This is a genomic window from Nocardia veterana NBRC 100344, assembly GCF_000308855.1.
In the GTDB taxonomy this organism is placed as follows: Bacteria; Actinomycetota; Actinomycetes; order Mycobacteriales; family Mycobacteriaceae; genus Nocardia; species Nocardia veterana.
Genome location: NZ_BAGM01000117.1, coordinates 43,173 through 59,776, shown reverse-complemented (window position 1 = coordinate 59,776; position 16,604 = coordinate 43,173). Strand labels below are relative to the sequence as shown.

The 16,604-nt window shown below is 68.1% G+C and carries 21 protein-coding genes; 9 read left to right on the top strand and 12 right to left on the bottom strand.

The window, feature by feature from the left end:
- Nucleotides 1-22: 22 nt before the first annotated feature.
- Nucleotides 23-487: a hypothetical protein gene (locus tag ON37_RS22400; RefSeq protein WP_051031917.1), complete on the bottom strand. Its 465-nt coding sequence runs from the start codon at nucleotides 485-487 to the stop codon at nucleotides 23-25.
- A 186-nt stretch (nucleotides 488-673) separates the two neighbouring features.
- Between ON37_RS22400 and ON37_RS22395 the strand changes: the two genes are divergently transcribed.
- Nucleotides 674-1,240, top strand: coding sequence for a LysM peptidoglycan-binding domain-containing protein (locus ON37_RS22395; protein WP_040722003.1), 567 nt, complete (start codon nucleotides 674-676; stop codon nucleotides 1,238-1,240).
- Between the two features lie 72 nt (nucleotides 1,241-1,312).
- On the opposite strand, the gene rpsR is transcribed toward ON37_RS22395, so the two are convergent.
- The 4 genes from rpsR to rpmB form a co-directional block, all read right to left on the bottom strand.
- Nucleotides 1,313-1,567 carry a 30S ribosomal protein S18 gene (gene rpsR, locus ON37_RS22390; RefSeq protein ID WP_040722001.1) on the bottom strand — a complete coding sequence of 85 codons (255 nt, stop codon included), beginning with the start codon at nucleotides 1,565-1,567 and terminating at the stop codon, nucleotides 1,313-1,315.
- A gap of 97 nt (nucleotides 1,568-1,664) precedes the next feature.
- On the bottom strand, nucleotides 1,665-1,970 hold the full coding sequence (gene rpsN / locus ON37_RS22385; RefSeq protein WP_040722000.1) for a 30S ribosomal protein S14: 306 nt from the start codon (nucleotides 1,968-1,970) through the stop codon (nucleotides 1,665-1,667).
- The gene (rpmG, locus tag ON37_RS22380) at nucleotides 1,970-2,137 is read right to left on the bottom strand and encodes a 50S ribosomal protein L33 (RefSeq protein ID WP_040721998.1); all 168 of its coding nucleotides are present in this window, start codon (nucleotides 2,135-2,137) and stop codon (nucleotides 1,970-1,972) included. The genes rpsN and rpmG overlap by 1 nt, the downstream gene beginning before the upstream one ends.
- Nucleotides 2,137-2,373 carry a 50S ribosomal protein L28 gene (gene rpmB / locus ON37_RS22375; protein ID WP_040721996.1) on the bottom strand — a complete coding sequence of 79 codons (237 nt, stop codon included), beginning with the start codon at nucleotides 2,371-2,373 and terminating at the stop codon, nucleotides 2,137-2,139. Before rpmB ends, rpmG begins: the two co-directional genes overlap by 1 nt.
- Nucleotides 2,374-2,468: 95 nt before the next feature.
- On the opposite strand from rpmB, the gene mrf reads away from it, so the two are divergent.
- Genes mrf through rpmF form a run of 3 tightly spaced genes read left to right on the top strand, consistent with a single transcriptional unit; the run spans nucleotide 2,469 to nucleotide 4,225 of the window.
- A complete protein-coding gene (gene mrf, locus ON37_RS22370) occupies nucleotides 2,469-3,767 on the top strand; it encodes a ribosome hibernation factor-recruiting GTPase MRF (protein WP_040721994.1) in 1,299 nt (432 codons plus the stop codon).
- A gap of 4 nt (nucleotides 3,768-3,771) precedes the next feature.
- Nucleotides 3,772-4,050 (top strand): type B 50S ribosomal protein L31, encoded by a 279-nt coding sequence (locus ON37_RS22365; RefSeq protein ID WP_040721992.1) that lies wholly within the window; start codon nucleotides 3,772-3,774, stop codon nucleotides 4,048-4,050.
- 1 nt (nucleotide 4,051) lies between these two features.
- Nucleotides 4,052-4,225 (top strand): 50S ribosomal protein L32, encoded by a 174-nt coding sequence (gene rpmF / locus ON37_RS22360; protein ID WP_040721990.1) that lies wholly within the window; start codon nucleotides 4,052-4,054, stop codon nucleotides 4,223-4,225.
- Nucleotides 4,226-4,306: 81 nt separating this feature from the next.
- Here the strand turns inward: rpmF and ON37_RS22355 are convergent, their stop codons facing one another.
- Both ON37_RS22355 and ON37_RS22350 read right to left on the bottom strand, forming a co-directional pair.
- The gene (locus tag ON37_RS22355; RefSeq protein ID WP_040721988.1) at nucleotides 4,307-4,531 is read right to left on the bottom strand and encodes a hypothetical protein; all 225 of its coding nucleotides are present in this window, start codon (nucleotides 4,529-4,531) and stop codon (nucleotides 4,307-4,309) included.
- Nucleotides 4,532-4,895: 364 nt separating this feature from the next.
- The gene (locus ON37_RS22350) at nucleotides 4,896-5,300 is read right to left on the bottom strand and encodes a hypothetical protein (RefSeq protein WP_040721987.1); all 405 of its coding nucleotides are present in this window, start codon (nucleotides 5,298-5,300) and stop codon (nucleotides 4,896-4,898) included.
- Between the two features lie 390 nt (nucleotides 5,301-5,690).
- On the opposite strand from ON37_RS22350, the gene ON37_RS22345 reads away from it, so the two are divergent.
- Nucleotides 5,691-6,341, top strand: coding sequence for a DUF8020 domain-containing protein (locus tag ON37_RS22345; protein WP_040721985.1), 651 nt, complete (start codon nucleotides 5,691-5,693; stop codon nucleotides 6,339-6,341).
- Nucleotides 6,342-6,466: 125 nt separating this feature from the next.
- On the opposite strand, the gene ON37_RS22340 is transcribed toward ON37_RS22345, so the two are convergent.
- The 5 genes from ON37_RS22340 to ON37_RS22320 all read right to left on the bottom strand — a co-directional run bounded on the left by ON37_RS22340 (nucleotide 6,467) and on the right by ON37_RS22320 (nucleotide 11,764).
- Nucleotides 6,467-7,324 (bottom strand): MHYT domain-containing protein, encoded by an 858-nt coding sequence (locus ON37_RS22340; RefSeq protein WP_051031916.1) that lies wholly within the window; start codon nucleotides 7,322-7,324, stop codon nucleotides 6,467-6,469.
- A 25-nt stretch (nucleotides 7,325-7,349) separates the two neighbouring features.
- Nucleotides 7,350-7,973 carry a GTP-binding protein gene (locus tag ON37_RS22335; RefSeq protein ID WP_051031915.1) on the bottom strand — a complete coding sequence of 208 codons (624 nt, stop codon included), beginning with the start codon at nucleotides 7,971-7,973 and terminating at the stop codon, nucleotides 7,350-7,352.
- Nucleotides 7,974-8,055: 82 nt separating this feature from the next.
- Nucleotides 8,056-8,430, bottom strand: coding sequence for a DUF742 domain-containing protein (locus ON37_RS22330; RefSeq protein ID WP_051031914.1), 375 nt, complete (start codon nucleotides 8,428-8,430; stop codon nucleotides 8,056-8,058).
- 8 nt (nucleotides 8,431-8,438) lie between these two features.
- On the bottom strand, nucleotides 8,439-8,849 hold the full coding sequence (locus ON37_RS22325) for a roadblock/LC7 domain-containing protein (RefSeq protein WP_040721983.1): 411 nt from the start codon (nucleotides 8,847-8,849) through the stop codon (nucleotides 8,439-8,441).
- The gene (locus ON37_RS22320) at nucleotides 8,846-11,764 is read right to left on the bottom strand and encodes an ATP-binding protein (protein WP_245553358.1); all 2,919 of its coding nucleotides are present in this window, start codon (nucleotides 11,762-11,764) and stop codon (nucleotides 8,846-8,848) included. The genes ON37_RS22325 and ON37_RS22320 overlap by 4 nt, the downstream gene beginning before the upstream one ends.
- 366 nt (nucleotides 11,765-12,130) lie before the next feature.
- Between ON37_RS22320 and ON37_RS22315 the strand changes: the two genes are divergently transcribed.
- The 4 genes from ON37_RS22315 to ON37_RS22300 all read left to right on the top strand — a co-directional run bounded on the left by ON37_RS22315 (nucleotide 12,131) and on the right by ON37_RS22300 (nucleotide 16,598).
- Entirely contained in the window at nucleotides 12,131-12,820 is a 690-nt protein-coding gene (locus tag ON37_RS22315) for a response regulator transcription factor (RefSeq protein WP_040722096.1), read from the top strand.
- Between the two features lie 87 nt (nucleotides 12,821-12,907).
- Nucleotides 12,908-14,305 carry a sensor histidine kinase gene (locus ON37_RS22310; RefSeq protein ID WP_083893213.1) on the top strand — a complete coding sequence of 466 codons (1,398 nt, stop codon included), beginning with the start codon at nucleotides 12,908-12,910 and terminating at the stop codon, nucleotides 14,303-14,305.
- A 176-nt stretch (nucleotides 14,306-14,481) separates the two neighbouring features.
- Nucleotides 14,482-16,005, top strand: coding sequence for a S1C family serine protease (locus tag ON37_RS22305; RefSeq protein ID WP_083893206.1), 1,524 nt, complete (start codon nucleotides 14,482-14,484; stop codon nucleotides 16,003-16,005).
- Between the two features lie 98 nt (nucleotides 16,006-16,103).
- Nucleotides 16,104-16,598 (top strand): MogA/MoaB family molybdenum cofactor biosynthesis protein, encoded by a 495-nt coding sequence (locus ON37_RS22300; RefSeq protein WP_083893212.1) that lies wholly within the window; start codon nucleotides 16,104-16,106, stop codon nucleotides 16,596-16,598.
- Nucleotides 16,599-16,604: the final 6 nt, after the last annotated feature.

Genomic DNA, 16,604 nt, shown 5'->3' with positions numbered 1-16,604 from the left:
TCGTCGTCGCCGATTCGGCGAATCAGCTGGAGCTCAGGACCTTTCGGTCGCCGAGCGGCTTCTTCAGCGGGATCTCCAGGGTCCCGAACACCGCGATCATCGTGCACATGCGACCCACCGCCTCCGGCAGGGTGCCGGCCTTCAGGTCGACGGTCACCGTCGTATCGGTTTCCGTGGTGGTCGCGTCGACGCCGTAGCACTCCGGCGAGCCGATCTGGAAGTTGACCGCGATCCGGTCCGGCGCCACCCGGCTCCAACTGTCGAATCGCAACGGGTGCGAGTTGGTGATCGTCGGATCGGCGGTGAACGCTCGGCCCGGCTGCGGTGGATTCTGTTCGGTCGGTGTGCTCACCGCCGATGTGGTCGTATTCGATTGCGCCCCACCGTTGTCGGAGTTCCCGCACGCGGTGACCAGCAGGGCCGGTAGTGCCAGTAGCGTGGTGGCGGCCGCGGCGATGCGGCGTCGTCGTCCCGGGATGGAGTCCATGAGGCCACCCTAGTGCGCCGGCGATGGCGGGTGTGATCGACGCCCCAATGAACTTTCCGCGACGTTCGGGCGTAATGCCTGCGGGATCGGCGGTCGGCACACTAGGGTTGGCAAACGATTAGCGAATGTAGTTCTGCGCCATCGAATCACCGATCGCACGATCTTCTTCTCGAAAGGATTCACCGCGTGGGCGACACGTTGCAGGTAGGCGGGGAACTCGGCCTGGGTCAGGCCCTTCAGGGCGGCGCATACACGCTGACGCTCCAAAGCGATGGCAACTTGGTGCTTTCCGAGCCCGACGGCACGGTGGTGTGGGCGACGATGACCCATGAGCAGGGTGTCGAGCGGGCCGTGCTGCAGGAGGACGGCAACTTCGTCCTCTACTCGGCGCAGGGTCCGGTCTGGGCCACCGACACCAACGGGCAGGCGGCCGACCATCTCGTTGTGCAACCGGACCGCAACATTGTTCTGTACGGCCGCGACGGCGCCTCGCTGTGGGCCTCGGGGACCAACACCGACAACCCGATCACCGTCGAGGAACCGGCCGCCGCACCGGTCGCCGAACCGGTCGCCGAGGAGGCGCCGCCGGCCGCGCCGCAGCCGCGGACCTACACGGTGGAGCCCGGTGACACGCTGTGGGCGATCGCCGAGCGCTTCTACGGCGACGGCAATCGCTATCGGGAGATCGCGGGTGCGAGCGGGATCGAGAATCCGGACGCCATCGATGTCGGTCAGCTGCTGACGATTCCGTAACGGCTGCGGATACACGAGAACGCCCCGATGCCGTCCTCGATTCGGTGGCGTCGGGGCGTTCTCGCTGTGTTGCTATCGGCTCGTGAACGGGAGCAATGCCATCTCCCGTGCGTTCTTCACCGCCACCGCCACCTGTCGCTGCTGCTGCGGGGTGAGACCGGTGACCCGGCGGCTGCGGATCTTGCCGCGGTCGGAGATGAACGTGCGCAGCAGGTTCACATCCTTGTAGTCGACGGTTTCCACACCGGCGGCGATCAGCGGGTTCTTCTTCGGACGCCGAGCCTGCTCGGCCCGGATCCGCTTCGACGGTGCTCGCTTGACTGCCATGTCGGTTTCCTTTCTCGGCGCGCGCGGCGGGTCCTCCTCGTCACGCGGTTCGCGTGACCGCCCGTGCCGGGTTCCTTCTGACGAGATCTGCGATGGTCTACCAACTCGATTTGTGTACACCGGGCAGCTCGCCCCGATGGGCCAGCTCGCGCACGCGTACCCGGGAGAGCCCGAACTTGCGGAGATGACCGCGGGGGCGGCCGTCGGTGGCGTCCCGATTGCGCAATCGTACCGGACTCGCATCGCGCGGCAGCCGCTGCAGCGCGAGCTGCGCCGCGGCCCGGTCCGCGTCGTGGGTCGCCGGATTCCGGATCAGCTCTTTGAGTTCGGCCCGGCGCTCGGCGTAGCGGGCGACGACCGCGCGACGCTGTTCGTTGCGGGCGATCTTGGACTTCTTCGCCATTACCGGTCCTCCCGGAAGTCGACGTGTCGTCGCAGCACCGGATCGTATTTGCGCAACACCAGGCGATCGGGATCGTTGCGGCGATTCTTGCGTGTGACGTAGGTGTAGCCGGTGCCCGCGGTCGACCGCAGCTTGACGATGGGCCGCAGCTCGTTGTTGCGTGCCATCAGACCTCGATTCCACGAGCCCGCAGCCGGGCGACCACGGCCTCGATGCCGTCGCGGTCGATGATCTTGATGCCCTTGGCCGACACCCGCAGTGTGATGCGACGGCCTGCGCTGGGCAGGTAGTAGGTCTTGCGCTGGATGTTCGGGTCCCAGCGCCGGTTGGTCCGGACGTGGGAGTGCGAGACGGACTTACCGAAGCCCGGCTTGCGGCCGGTGACCTGGCAATGGGCCGACATGGGGAGGCCTTTCTGAAAATCATTTTCGACAATGGCTGCCGCAGACTGTACCGTGGGGCGACAGTAAATGAAAATCATTGTCGAAAGGGGTTTCGGTGGTGTCACGTCCCGACCGCCGTACGCCCGTCGTGCTGCTGGCGGGCTTTCCCGGACCGGTCGCGGAGGGTATGGCTCGAATCGCCGGACTACTGGGAACGGCCCCGGGCACGGTCGTCGTGCGGCACGATCTGAGCTCGTTGCACGAGGGCGTGGTCCGGCGCAGCGTCTCGCTCGACGGCCGGGAGACGGCGAGCGTGCACGAACTCGCGCACGGCTGCGTCTCCTGCACGCTGCGTGCCGACCTGCTGCCGCTGCTGTCCCGGTTGGCGGCGCGGGATTCGGTGCACCGCATCGTGATCGCGCTCGATCCGGCCTTCGAGGCCGAGGCGGTCTGTCACGCGATCGCGAACGTCCCCGTTGTCGGGATCGTCGGGCGGGTGGACGGTCCCGCCGGCCGCGATGTGCGAATCGACGCGGTGGTGACCGGGCTGGACGCGCGCACGTGGGTGGCGGACGCGCTCAGCGACGACACCCTGGACGAACGCGCGGGCGGCGCCGGTGACGGCGATCGGACGGTGGCCCAGCTCGCCGTCGGGCAGGTCGAATTCGCCGACGCGGCCGTCGTTTTCGCGAGCGACCAGGTCTCCGACGGCGAACGCGACGTGCTGCGCTCGGTACTGGATCGGCTGATCCCGACGGCACCGGCGATCTGGGTCGAGGACGGTCGCGAGGTCACCGGCGGGCGGGTGGAGATGTTGCTCGACCGGATTCCGGCCGATTCCCGGCGTGGCCGCAGCTTCGACGCGCACGCACCGCTGCTGCGTGGACAACCGCCGCTGGCCGACGAGAACGGCGTGGCACTGATCGAATTCGCCACCGACCGTCCCTTCCATCCCTCCCGCCTGCACGAGGCGCTGGACGTGCTGTTCGACGGCGTGATCACCGCACGCGGTCGGATCTGGCTGGCCACCCAGCCCGATCGGGTGGTGTGGCTGGAATCGGCCGGCGGTGGGCTGCGGATCGGAGACGCCGGGATGTGGCTCGCGGCGATGAGTCCGGCCGACCGGGCGGCAGCCGACCCGGACCGGCGGGCGCTGGCGGCCCTGCGCTGGCACGAGGATTTCGGCGATCGAGACATTTCCCTGGTGATCCTCACCTGCGGCGCCGACCCGGACGAGATCCGCACGGCGCTGCACTGGGCACTGCTCGACGAGGCCGAGCTGATCCTGCTGCGCAACACCCCCGAACTCGTCGCGCAGTGGGCCGACCCCTTCGGCGAGTTCCATGAGGACCCCTGTGCGACAACGGAATCGGAGGCCGATCGCGGTATCGAGTCCCGATCGAAGGAAAGGTAGGGCAATGAAGTCAGGAATTCATCCGGACTATCACGCGGTGGTCTTCGAGGATGTGAGTACCGGCAAGCGGTTCCTCACCCGTTCCACGGCGACGAGCACCCGGACCGTCGAGTGGTCCGACGGCAAGAGCTATCCGCTGATCACGGTCGATGTCACCGCGGACTCGCACCCGTTCTGGACCGGTGCGCACCGGGTGCTCGACACCCAGGGCCGGGTGGAGAAGTTCGAACGCAAATACGGCAGGCGCGCACCGCGCACCGGCTCTGCCCGAGGGGAGGGCTGAGATGGCGGTGCCGAAGCGGCGAATGTCGCGGGCCAACACTCGCAGTCGGCGGGCGAACTGGAAGGCGACTCCTCCCGACCTGGTGCCGGTCGGTGTCGGTGGAGTCGTATACCAGGTGCCGCGCCGGCTGGTGGCCGCGGTTCGCCGCGGCCTGATCGACCCGGCCCGGTTGTAGGACACAGGGAACCGGACGGGCGCAAGGATTCGGCCCGGGCATCGCCCTTGCGGTGCCCGGGCCGAATCCTGTCGCGGGCGGTCAGCCGGCCTTGGCGGCCAGGGTGGCGAGCGCCGACGCGATCTGGATGTACTTGTTGGAGGCCAGATCGGCCACCGTCTTGACTCCCAGCGCCTCCAGCAGTTGGGCATCGTGCTTCTCGGTGAGGCCGGCCAGCGCCGAGGGTGGGGCGGAGAGGATCTCCTCGAGGGATTTGTTCTCGTAGGCCTTGTCGAGAACCTTGTCGAGCACCACCGAAACTGCCATCGGAATCTCCTTGGGAGCGAGTCGTGTTCGTCGTCCGCCGTGACGATAGCTCGCGGTGTGCTGTCGCGGAGGCGGTTTCGCGATAGTTCACCGGTAAGCCCGGTGTCGGCCGGCGAAATTCTGCACTAATTGCCGGAATCGAGCGATCATTCGGCTATCGAATAGGTCCGCGTCACCAGGAATGTCGCCTCGGGTCTGCTAGCGAGTTGATAGCTGGTAACCGAATTGTGTACTGCTGGTGGGTCTTTGGGCCGGAGAAATTCCCTCGAAACGCTGCTTTTCGGGCCGGGTGCCGGTATCCTCGTGCCTGAGGGCGGGTTCTCCTGGTTGCCAGGAGAACCCGCTCATCGCCACTTCGGGGGTCTCAGCCCCGTTCTGCGATATCGGAGGGCGCTTCCAGCGCCCGCTGTGCCGGCTGTGGAACCGCCGGGTCCGGCTCTCCGCGAAGCTGCTCGAACAGGGCCTCCCATCGCGCGAACTGTTCACCGATCACCGCGCCCGGGTCCGCCAGGAGCGCGGCGAGGGAGGACAGTGGCCAGGGTAACGGGGCCGTGCGCGGCGCCTGCCCGCTCAGCTCCGCCACCGTCGTTTCCAGATCCGCGATCTCGGTGCGCAGCTCGGCGATCTGCCGCAACGCCGCACCCAATGCCTCGACCACGGTCCGTTCCGGGATGCCGTCCTCATCGCCCAACTGCGGCCAGCCGGCCAAGTCCGGGCCGCGCAGCTGCACCTGCACGTCACGCAACATCGCTTCCTGCTCCGGAGTCACATCCGGTACCTCTTTCGTCCGTCCCCGAATCGCCGCGGGATCTGTCCGGCGGCCCTGGCTCTCGGCCTCGGATCACCGGCCTGGACCTGCCTGCGCCGGAGCCCGAGTCGAAGTGCCTGCTCCACACTGTAATTCGCGATCCGCGTCGAGCGGTCGGCCTCGGCGGGCCGAGCGGAGCAGCGGCTGAGCGTTTGCCGAAGCCGTCCTGCCGGCCCGCAAAATGTCCGAATTTTCAGCTTCTTAACATTCCTGGCATTTTCTTGGCGCCTTATTAACGGTCTCTGTTACGTGTTCGTAATGGCTGCGGAGCAGCCTGTTCAAGGGTTTCGATTTCGAGCTCTGGCGCCGGGGTATCGGTGCCGCAAACTGCTGAAGAAAGTTGTATGAGGGATGAAGCTCAGGAAGTTCGCCGCGACATCGGCTCTGGTCATCGCCGCTCTCGGAATCTCGACGGGTACCGGCTTCGCAGCCCCGGCCGCGTCCGACAACCCCGATATTCACTACACCGCAAATGTCGTCGACAAATCCGTTGTCGTGAAAACCGACGCCGGATCGCTGACCACCGAGGGTGACCAGTTCCAGGTTCGCGACAACGCGGGCAAGGTGGTTGCGGGCTTTCCGCTGACCTACCTGCACGACGGGCTGGCCTTCCCGATCGCCGCGCACATCGACGGCAACCAGGCGACGCTGACCCCGAGCACGGATCCGGCCGCGGCGCACCCGGCCCCGATGCTGCACGATGTCGCCAGCCGTGAGGATCTGGACGCGGCCAACCAGAGCGCGATCAACGAACTCGGCATCGCCACCAGCATCGGCACCCTGGTCGGCACCGCGATCGGCCTGGCCGGTGGCTGCGTCCTCGGCGCGGCGCTCGGCACGCCGTTCCTGGTGGTGCCGGGCTGGATCGGCGGCTGCCTGACCGGCGCCGCGCTGGGCGCCCCGCTGGGTGCCGCGGCCGGCCTGGTCGGTGTCGGCGGTGTCTCCGGTGTGCTCGTCGCGATCGAGTACTTCAACCGGATCAACGCCCCCTCGGACAAGTAAGCACGGACATTCCGGATTCGGGGCGGGCTCGCACGGACGAGCCCGCCCCGAATTGTGTCGCGAGCGTCGGTGCGGAGGCCGCGCGCTGGTGCCCGGAACCGTAATGGAACAGACCGGGTGCGGACTCAACCCACCGGCTGCGGCGTGCGTCCCGTGGGGCGAGCCGGAGCCTGGCCGCCGGCCGAACCGCCTGCGACCGAATTACCCTGAGCCGCGGCATTTTTCGCGGCCTGCGCCGCCTGGGCCAATTGCCGTGAGCGGGTGGTGCCGGTCCGGTCGGGGGCAACCAGGACCGCGGTGATCGGGACCGCCAGCGACAGCGTTCCCATCACGAAGACCGGCACGAACAGCGTGAACAGATCCTCGCCCGTCGGCTGCCCGACCGCGGCGTCCAGATCCACGTGCACCCCTGCCTGTCCGAGATAGTGCATCGCGGTGACCGCGAGCGCGTACAGCAGCGCCACGCCCGCGAGCGCCACCATCGCGCGCAGACGCGTGGTCGCCCAGACCAGCCCGACGGAGGCGGCGACGGCCAGCACGGCGGCGGCGAGCGAGAGCCAGATATTCACCTCGACCGATCCCCGCACCCGGATCGCGCCCATGGCGAGCATGTGCATGACGCCGATGCCCACGCCCATCACCACCCCACCGCCGACGACCCGGGGCAGCGCCCCAGCCCGTCCGGCGATCACCAGACCCGCGAGCACCCCCGCCACCGCGATGACCGCCCCAACGACCAGCCGGGTGACGTCGTAGCGCACCTCACCGGAGGAGACGCCGATCCCGAGCATCGAGACGTAGACGGCCAGCCAGGTGCCGACGCCGCCGATGGAGACCGCGGCCGCCGTGAGCCACACCATCCGGAACCGAGCGGTCACCGAGAGCGTCGACTGCCGGATACAGGCCAGCGCCACCACCGCTCCGGCCGCGGACACACCGAATGCCAGGCCCAGCACCCAGTACCCCATCGTGAAGTAGTTCATTGCCCATCCCCTCAGCTCGGAGCGCTCAGCCCTGTCCCACCGTCGCGTGCGTAGCGGTCAGGCGCGCAATCGCGTACTCGGTGACCGCGGCGAGCGCACCGCGCACCTCCCCGGCGTCGCGGGCGTCGATATCGACCACCGGCACGCCCTCGCGGATCGACAGTGCCTCCCGCAGTTCCGCGACCGGGAAGCGCGGCGCGTTCGGAAACCTGTTGACCGCCACCAGAAACGGCAGTCCGCGGGCCTCGAAGAAGTCGACCGCGGCGAAACTGTCCTCGATCCGGCGGGTGTCGACCAGCACGACGGCGCCGATCGCGCCGCGAATCAGGTCGTCCCACATGAACCAGAAGCGACGCTGGCCCGGGGTACCGAACAGGTACAGCGTCAGGTTGTTGGGCAGGATGATCCGGCCGAAATCCATGGCCACCGTGGTGGTTTCCTTGCCCGGTGTCGCCGACAGGTCGTCGATCCCGTCGGACACGCCGGTCACCATGGCCTCGGTGCGCAGCGGCACGATCTCCGAGACCGCACCGACGAAAGTGGTCTTGCCGGCGCCGAAACCGCCCGCGACCACGATTTTGGTCGAGGCGGTGCGGCTGTCGGGCTCCGGCTGAGGTGGTATCGGAGCCGTGGAGTTCTGAAGGTGCATGGAGGGATTCTGGTACGGAAGCGGTTGACGGGGGGAGGAGCTCACGGAATTCGATTGCGATGCAGGAGGATACCGCTCGGTGTCAGAGGGCACGGAGTCCACGCAGGGTCCTCTCCATCAGGGATCGGCGCTCGTCGAAGCTCGCGTCCTCGCTGAGCGTGGTGTGTACTCGCATGGTCCCGGCCACCACCAGGTCGCCGATGACCACCCGGATCATGCCGAGCGGTCGTTGCAGATGGGCGGCGATTTCGGCCACCGAGAGCCGTCCCGCGCCCAGGCGCAGGATATCCGTTCGAATATCGCCTGCGGGCCAATCGAATTGATTGGCGTAGGGCAGGGTTTCCACGACCGCCTCGAGCGGGAGTTCGACCGCGGGTTCGGTGCGCCCCGCGGTCAGCGCATAGGGACGGACGCGTGTGGTTGGCCGGCCGGACCCGGCTCCGAAAGAGCTGGACATCGCAATCGTCAGACCGCCGAACGGGCCGTGGCTTGCACGACCGATCCGACTCGGTCGACCAGCAGGGCCATTTCGTAGCCGATGCGGCCGATATCGTGCTGCTTGTTCGCCAGTACCGCCAGGTGCGAGCCGTTGCCGACGCTCATCACCAAAAGATAGCCGCGCTGCATGTCCACAATCGACTGCATCACCTTGCCGCCGTTGAACAATTGCGCCGCGCCCGCGGACAGACTCGCCAAACCGGCGGTCACCGCGGACAGTTGCTCGGCGCGATCGGCGGGCAGGTGCGGGCTGGTCGCCTGGAGCAGGCCGTCGGCCGAGACGAGCACCGCGTGCGACACTCCAGGCACCTCTCTGGTGAAGCGGGTGACGAGCCAGTTCAAATTCTCGTCGGTGCTGTTCTGCGCAGTGTCGGTCATGCAAAGCCTCCGTCGTTCTGCTGAGCGTCGTTTCGCTGGGCCGTGTCGTAGTGCGCCCGGTCGGTGGTCTCGAATGGCGCCGGGTCGTACTGGGCCGTGTTGTGTTGCGCGCTGACGCGTCCACTGCGGACGCCGCTCAGATGCCTGGACAAGTTGTTGCGGATTTCCTCCGGATCGCGAACATCGACGGCATCGTCCTGCGTCATTCCGCCGGGCACCAGCTGCGCACCGGGCCGGCGGATCGGCAGGCCACCCGGGGTGCGGGTGGTCGCGGTCGGACTGCTGGCATCGGCGGCCGCGGCCCACCCCGCATCGGCGGGCGAGGACCAGGCGCCGCTCGAACCGTCGGCGGACGGTTCGACCAGCCATTCCGACACCATGCGCTGATAGATCGGCGTGGGGGATTCCGATTCGGCCGGCGCGTCACCGTTGGGCTGGTGATCGGCATCCGGCCGGGGTGGCGCGATGGTCGCGCCGTGTCGCGACAGTGGCGCCGGCTCGCGATCGGGAGATCGCTGCGCCGGGGCCATGATCGCCGTCTCGGCCCAGATATCGATGGGCTGCTGTTGTGGTTGCGGCCGCGGGTCGGCCGGGGCCGGGCGCCTGGGCGGCACGGTAACCGGATCGAAATCGCGGTCGGCGGCCGACATCCAGGAATCCGTACCGGGGTCGAATACCGTCACCACCGAGCGGCTTTCGGCCGGCTCGCCGGCGGGCTCGGCGTCGAAGGCCGACTCCCCGCGCCGGGGCACTTCCTCGGGTGGGCTCGGCTCGTCGGGCCGCACCGGCTCGTCCGGCTCGGGCTCGGTGCCGCGCAGCACGGCGTCGGCGAGCGCGTTCGGCGCCGCGCTGTCGGCCGGTTCGGCGGCGGTGTCCGGGATCGGCGTCAGCCGGGCGACCGGCGCCGCGGCCTCGGATTCGGACTGGGTGGTCGGGCGACGCTGAGGCAGACCCGCACTGGTGAACCGCGGGGGCTCGGCACTCTCGCCGAACCGCTCGGGTGGATTCGGCACCGCGGACAGGGTGCGGGCCGGGCCGGGCAATTCGGTGATCGAGGCCGGGAAGTCGGCGATCGGTGTGGTGAAGGAGGTGATCGGCTGCGGGGCCGCGGCCTCCGCCGGGGAGACCAGCGCACCCGGCAGATGCACGCTGGCCGTGATACCGGGCTGCTGGGCCATGGTCGAGGTCCGGCGCAGGCTGACGGTGATGGTGTGCCGGGCGGCGAGGCGGCCGACCACGAAAAGACCCATCCGGCGGGCGGTTTCGATGGTGACCTCACCACCGGAGGCCAGCCGCTCGTTGATCGCCCGCATATCCTCGGCCGACATGCCCAGGCCGCGGTCGGTGATCTCGATCAGATAGCCCCCGTCCACCGCGCGCGAAACCGAAACCGCCACGGGGGTGTTCGGCGGGGAGTAGCGCAGCGAGTTGTCGATGAGCTCGGCCAGCAGATGTTCGATGTCGACGGCGGGCTCACCGGCGACGATACCGTCGGGCACCGAACCGATTTCGACGCGCTGATAATCCTCGACCTGTGACACCGCACTCCACAGCATGTCCGACAGCGGCACCGGCGGCAGATGGCCGCGGCGCAGCGCGGTGCCGGCGAGCACCAGCAGGTTGTCACCGTTGCGGCGCATGCGGGTGGCCAGGTGGTCGAGGCGGAACAGGCTCTGCAGGCGATCGGAATCGTCCTCGTCGCGTTCCAGGTCCTCGATCAGCGACAGCTGCTGTTCGACCAGCGATTGGCTGCGCCGCGAGAGCGTTTCGAACATATTGCTGATCTGCAGGCGCAGGCGAGCCTGTTCCGCGGCGAGGAACAACGCCTGCCGGTGCATATCGTCGACGGCTCGGGCGAGCTGACCGATCTCCTCGGTGGTCTGCACGTCGACCGGGACGATCTCCGGGGTGGCGCCACCACCGCGCACCACCGCGAGCTCGGCGGGCAGATCGGTGTGCGCGACCTGCAGCGAATCGCGGCGCAGGCGCCGAATCGGCACGACCAGCGAACGGGCGACGGCCAGCGCCAGGGCCAGACCCGCCAACAGCGTCACAACCACCAGCGCCACATCGCGGAGCACCGTGCCACGCGCGTCGATCGAACGGGCCGACAGGCCGGAATCGATCAGATCGACCAGATGATCGGTGGCCTCGTTGTAGGTGTCGGTGCTGGTCTGCAAGGATTCCGCGACCCCGGGCACCTTGATCGGCTCGACCGCGTTCTGGCTCATCGCCGCGGTACGGGTCTGCAGCGCGCCGAGCAGCACATCCGGCTTCAACGCCGATTCCGGCTGGACGCTCGCGTACTGGTTGATCATGCTCAGCTCGGCGCCGGTCGCCGTCAGCACCTGAGCCAGGACCGCGGGGTTGTTGCCGATCTCGCCGCTCTCCAGCGCCAACTGCTGCTGGATGAACATCTGGCGAGCGATGGCGATGGCACTCATCTGCACGTAATACCGCTCGATGGTGGTTTCCTTCGGCGTCGCCAGCGACGACACGGCATTACTGATGTGGTTGTTCACCTCGCTCGCCTGCTTCACGACCTCCTGCGGGGAGCCGCCGTGGAGGCTGTTGCGCAGGGTGCGCCCGGCGGCCAGTGCCTCGGTGAGCTGGGTGGCGACGCGTTTGTCGGTCGACGAATTCTGCAGTGCGGTCTGCAGATCCGCCGCGGCCTGATCGAAGCGCGCCGCGGACTGGTCCAGCGCCGACTGGGCGACGTGGTCGCCGTTGCCCACCGCTACGGCGAGATTGTTGGCCGCCGAACCGAAGTCGAGGGTGGGCCGGATTATCCGGGCCTGTTCGGTCGCGGTGTTCAATTGGGCGATGGCGCCGAGTTCGTCCTTGATCCGGAGGATGGCGAATGCCGATGCCAGTACTACCGGCAGCAGTAGCACGATGCCGACCTTGCTGGTCACGGACAGGTTGGACAGACTCCTCTGCCATGGCCGCGGTGCAGTGCCCATCCCGCTTCCGTCGCCTCCGCTCGCGCACGTGCCCCGGGTTCCGGCCGCTGCCCGCATCTGGCCGTCCGGGTCCAACGGGTTGAGAACCAACTAGAGGTCTACTTTTACCGCAGGCAACATACCGCGAGAACACGTTCGCGGCAATTTGGAGGGCGGGTGGTAACAGTCTAAAACGGCTCGGCGCAACAACTTTCGGGCGCAACAGATACTTCTCGGTAGTATTTACGATGAATTCGCAGGTCATCTGTCGTGGTTGTGCGGCGTGTCGAATGGTCGGTTCTCAGTCGGCTCTCAGTCGATCCGGTCAAACTGGAGGCCATGCGCATTCTGGTAGTCGACGATGATCGCGCGGTGCGCGAGTCGCTGCGCCGGTCGCTCACCTTCAACGGTTATTCCGTCGAGCTGGCGGTCGACGGGGTCGACGCGTTGGAGAAGGTGACCGCGTCTCGGCCCGATGCACTGGTGCTCGACGTGATGATGCCGCGGCTGGACGGCCTCGAGGTGTGCCGTCGCCTGCGCAGTACCGGTGACGACCTGCCGATTCTCGTTCTGACCGCCCGCGATTCGGTATCGGAGCGGGTGGCCGGGCTCGACGCCGGTGCCGACGACTATCTGCCCAAGCCGTTCGCGCTCGAGGAATTGCTCGCGCGATTGCGTGCGCTGTTGCGTCGTACCGCCGCCGATCCCGCGGGCGATTCCTCGGAGACGATGCGTTTCGCCGACCTGTCGCTGGATCCGGTGACGCGCGAAGTGGCCCGTGGTGAGCGGGCGATCAGCCTGACCCGCACCGAATTCTCGCTGCTGGAAATGCTGATGGCGAATCCGCGCCGGGTCCTGACGCGTAGCCGAATTCTGGAAGAGGTCTGGGGATACGACTTCCCGACCTCAGGGAATGCGCTCGAGGTCTATATCGGCTATCTGCGCCGGAAAACCGAGGCGGAGGGGGAGCCGCGGTTGATCCACACCGTTCGCGGTGTCGGATACGTGCTGCGCGAGACCCCTCCGTAGGCCGGCGTCGTGGGTAGAGCTCATCCGGGGCACACCGGACGCCCCGATCGCGTGGCGCGGGTGCGGCCCCGCCCGGATCCGCACGAGATGCGGCCGCCGATGCCGCTCACCAGATCGGTGTCGCTGCGGTGGCGGGTGACGTTGCTGGCCGCCTCGGTCGTGGCCATCGCCGTCGCCGTCACCTCGATCGCCGCCTATGCTCTCGTCGCACGGGCGCTGTACGCCGATGTGGACAGTCAGCTGCGCAGCCGTTCGGATGTGATGGTCAAGAACAACATCGATCTGCAGGGTTTCCAGGCGATCATCATGTTCAGCAGCCTGTACTCGAACGATATCGGGATCGCCCTGATCTATCCCGATGTCGATGTGCCCTACGCGCCGCCGCAGCCGATGGACCCGCCGATCGGGCCGGCGGAGATGGCGGTCGCGCACGGTAAGGCCGATGCCTCACTGCGCACCGCCGCCAATCAACGCGTCCTCGCGCGCCGGACGAAATCCGGTGCGACGCTGGTGATCTCGCGGTCGTTGCAGCCGACTCGGGAGGTGCTGGACCGGTTGGCCTGGTTGCTGTTCACGATCGGTGGCTGCGGTGTCCTGGTAGCCGGTGCCGCGGGGGCCACGGTGGGACGTACCGGGTTGCGGCCCATCGCGCGGTTGACCGCCGCCACCGAACGCGTCGCGCGCACCGATGATCTGGCGCCGATTCCGGTCACCGGTGACGATGAACTGGCGCGGCTCACCGAGAGTTTCAACCTGATGCTGCGCGCGCTGGCCGAATCCCGGGAGCGGCAGCGGCGGCTGGTCGCCGACGCCGGCCACGAATTGCGCACGCCGCTGACGTCGTTGCGCACCAATATGGAACTGCTGATCGCCTCGTCCCGGCCGGACGCGCCGCCGATTCCCGAGGAGGATATGGCGGGCCTGCGCTCGGATGTCATCGCCCAGATCGAGGAATTGTCCACGCTGGTGGGCGATCTGGTGGACCTGGCGCGCGAGGACGCTCCGGAAACCGTCTACGAGCGCGTCGATCTCGGCGAGGTCGCCGAGCGGGCACTGGAACGGGTGCGCCGTCGCCGGGTGGATGTGGAATTCTCCGCCGAACCGCGGTCCTGGTTCGTCTACGGCCACGACGCCGGCCTGGAACGGGCGATCCTGAACGTCCTGGACAACGCGGCGAAATGGAGCCCACCGGGCGCGCGGGTGATCCTGACCATGCGCGAGACCGGGCCCGGGCTGATGGAAATCGCGATCGACGACGCGGGTCCGGGGATTCCGCCGGAGGAGCGCGAGCTGGTGTTCGAACGCTTCTACCGGACCACGGCCTCGCGCTCGATGCCCGGCTCCGGGCTGGGGCTGGCGATCGTCAAACAGGTGGTGTCCAAACACGGCGGCACGATCACCGTCGACACCTCCGAACGCGGCGGCACCCTGGTCCGCATCGTGCTGCCCGGTGAGCCCCCGACGCCCGACGATCGCCGGAAGTGAGCCTGTCTTCCCACACCGGAACCACGGGGTGCCCGCCGGCGTCCCCATAAACTGGGGCGGATGCGGCGTACTCCCCGTATGCGGCACGGAGTCATGGAGAACTGAAAGCACGGTCTCAGTCCGCTCTCAGTCGTTGTCACCAGGCTGGGCGACAGACTCGAGGAGAAACGAGAAATATGACCGAGGATTCGAAGGACAGGCGGGACGAGCCGACCGGTTCGACTCCACAGTCGGGGGAGTCTGGTGGCGCTTCGCATTCGGGTGGGACCCCGCAGCCGGGGGCTGCCGGTACGTTTCCGGGGGCCCAGAGTTCGGGGGCGCAGAGTTCGGGGGAGCAGACCGGTTCGGGTGCCGGCCACCCGGGGTACGAGCAGTATCCGGGGGCCGGACACGCCGCGGGTGTACCGCAGGCCGGGCCGGCGACCACGCCCTATTCGGATTATCCCGGTGCCGGTCATACGGCGCCGATGTCGCCGTACAACCCCTATGCGGCCGAGGGACAGGGGCCTGGGCAGCCGGGTCCGTACCAGCCCGGTACCGGGCAGCCCTATCCGGGCGGCGTGGCCGGTGGCGCCGGCCCGGCTGCGCCGCGTCGCGGCCGGGCCGGACTGTTGGCCGGGGCCGTCGTGCTGGCCCTGGTCGCGGGCGGCGTCGGCGGTGCCGTCGGCGCCCTGGTGACGCGATCGGACAGCGATAAGGCCCCGGTGACCAACGCCCTGGACGCACCCGCACCGGCCAGCCCGGCCTCGGCGACCGCGCCGGCCGGATCGGTCCCCGCGGTGGCGCAGAAGGTACTGCCCAGTGTGGTGATGATCCGGGTCGCCGGCGCCCGCGCCGAGGGTGAGGGCTCGGGCGTCGTGCTGTCCTCGGACGGGCTCATCCTCACCAACAATCACGTCGCCAGCGGTGCCGGACCGAACGCCAAGATGGAGGTCGCCTTTCAGGACGGCAGCACCGCCAATGCCTCCGTCGTCGGTGTCGATCCGGTGTCCGACCTGGCCGTCATCAAGGCGGCGGGCAAGACGAACCTGAAGCCGATCGAGCTCGGGACCTCGGCCAACATCATGGTCGGCGAGCCCGTGGTGGCCATCGGTTCGCCGCTCGGACTGGCGGGCACCGTGACCACCGGCATCGTGTCGGCGCTCAACCGGCCGGTGTCGACCAGCGGCGAGGCCGGATCGCAGGGCACGGTGATCTCCGCGATCCAGACCGATGCGGCGATCAATCCGGGTAATTCCGGCGGCGCACTGGTCGATTCGAACGGCAAGCTGATCGGCATCAACACCGCGATCGCGACCCTGGGCGCCGCGGAGATGCCGGGGGCGCAGAGCGGTTCGATCGGTCTCGGTTTCGCGATCCCGGTCGACCAGGCCCGCCGCGTCGCCGACGAGTTGACCAAGACCGGACATGCGACCTACGCGCAGATCGGCATCTCGGTTCGCGCCCAGGACGATGTCAACGGCGCCCGGGTGCTGGACGTGACACCGGACGGTCCGGCCGCTAAGGCTGGCATCCCGTCCGGCTCCATCGTCACCCGGGTCGACAATCAGGTGATCGATTCCGGAAACTCGCTGATCGCCGCGGTGCGGTCGCATCAGCCCGGTGACAAGGTCAAGGTGACCTACACCGATCCCCAGGGACAGAATCCGAAGACCGTCGAGGTGACCCTCGGCGCCGCACCGGCGGAGGGTGGCCGATGATCCGTGAACCACGTCCCTTGACCGTGCTCCCGACACCCGACCTCGACGACGACGGGGGACCGGAGTGGTTGTCGCCCACGGACGCTACGGTGAGCAACATGGAAATCGATGCTCCCGTGGCGGGCCGTGCACTTGTTGTGGTCGTGGACGATCGAACCGCGCATGGCGGGGTGGACTCGCTGGGGCCGTTGGTGACCGAGCTGCTCACCGAATTCGGCTTCCTGGTGGACGCCACGGTCTCGGTGGCCGGTGACGAGATCGAGATTCGCAATGCGCTCAACACCGCGGTGATCGGCGGCGTCGATCTGGTGATCTCGGTCGGCGGCACCGGGATGTCGCCGCGCGACGTGACCCCGGAGGCGACGCTCGAGGTACTCGACCGCGAATTGCCCGGGATCAGCGAGGCCTTGCGCGCCTCGGGTCTGGCGGCGGGCTCGCTGGATGCCGGATTGTCGCGCGGGCTGGCCGGTGTGTCCGGTAGCACGCTCGTGGTCAATCTGCCCGGCACCCGCGATGCGATCCGGGACGGCATGGCCACGCTGGGCCCGCTGGTGAGCCGCGTCGTCGACGAGCTCTCCGGTTTGGCGGAATAATCACGG

Excerpts from the sequence above, each read along its gene's own strand:
- ON37_RS22400 (WP_051031917.1), bottom strand. The coding sequence starts at position 487 with ATGGACTCCATCCCGGGACGACGACGCCGCATCGCCGCGGCCGCCACC.
- rpsR (WP_040722001.1), bottom strand. The coding sequence starts at position 1,567 with ATGGCAGTCAAGCGAGCACCGTCGAAGCGGATCCGGGCCGAGCAGGCT.
- rpsN (WP_040722000.1), bottom strand. The coding sequence starts at position 1,970 with ATGGCGAAGAAGTCCAAGATCGCCCGCAACGAACAGCGTCGCGCGGTC.
- rpmG (WP_040721998.1), bottom strand. The coding sequence starts at position 2,137 with ATGGCACGCAACAACGAGCTGCGGCCCATCGTCAAGCTGCGGTCGACC.
- rpmB (WP_040721996.1), bottom strand. The coding sequence starts at position 2,373 with ATGTCGGCCCATTGCCAGGTCACCGGCCGCAAGCCGGGCTTCGGTAAG.
- ON37_RS22365 (WP_040721992.1), top strand. The coding sequence starts at position 3,772 with ATGAAGTCAGGAATTCATCCGGACTATCACGCGGTGGTCTTCGAGGAT.
- rpmF (WP_040721990.1), top strand. The coding sequence starts at position 4,052 with ATGGCGGTGCCGAAGCGGCGAATGTCGCGGGCCAACACTCGCAGTCGG.
- ON37_RS22355 (WP_040721988.1), bottom strand. The coding sequence starts at position 4,531 with ATGGCAGTTTCGGTGGTGCTCGACAAGGTTCTCGACAAGGCCTACGAG.
- ON37_RS22345 (WP_040721985.1), top strand. The coding sequence starts at position 5,691 with ATGAAGCTCAGGAAGTTCGCCGCGACATCGGCTCTGGTCATCGCCGCT.
- ON37_RS22340 (WP_051031916.1), bottom strand. The coding sequence starts at position 7,324 with ATGAACTACTTCACGATGGGGTACTGGGTGCTGGGCCTGGCATTCGGT.
- ON37_RS22335 (WP_051031915.1), bottom strand. The coding sequence starts at position 7,973 with ATGCACCTTCAGAACTCCACGGCTCCGATACCACCTCAGCCGGAGCCC.
- ON37_RS22330 (WP_051031914.1), bottom strand. The coding sequence starts at position 8,430 with ATGTCCAGCTCTTTCGGAGCCGGGTCCGGCCGGCCAACCACACGCGTC.
- ON37_RS22325 (WP_040721983.1), bottom strand. The coding sequence starts at position 8,849 with ATGACCGACACTGCGCAGAACAGCACCGACGAGAATTTGAACTGGCTC.
- ON37_RS22315 (WP_040722096.1), top strand. The coding sequence starts at position 12,131 with ATGCGCATTCTGGTAGTCGACGATGATCGCGCGGTGCGCGAGTCGCTG.
- ON37_RS22310 (WP_083893213.1), top strand. The coding sequence starts at position 12,908 with ATGCGGCCGCCGATGCCGCTCACCAGATCGGTGTCGCTGCGGTGGCGG.
- ON37_RS22305 (WP_083893206.1), top strand. The coding sequence starts at position 14,482 with ATGACCGAGGATTCGAAGGACAGGCGGGACGAGCCGACCGGTTCGACT.
- ON37_RS22300 (WP_083893212.1), top strand. The coding sequence starts at position 16,104 with ATGGAAATCGATGCTCCCGTGGCGGGCCGTGCACTTGTTGTGGTCGTG.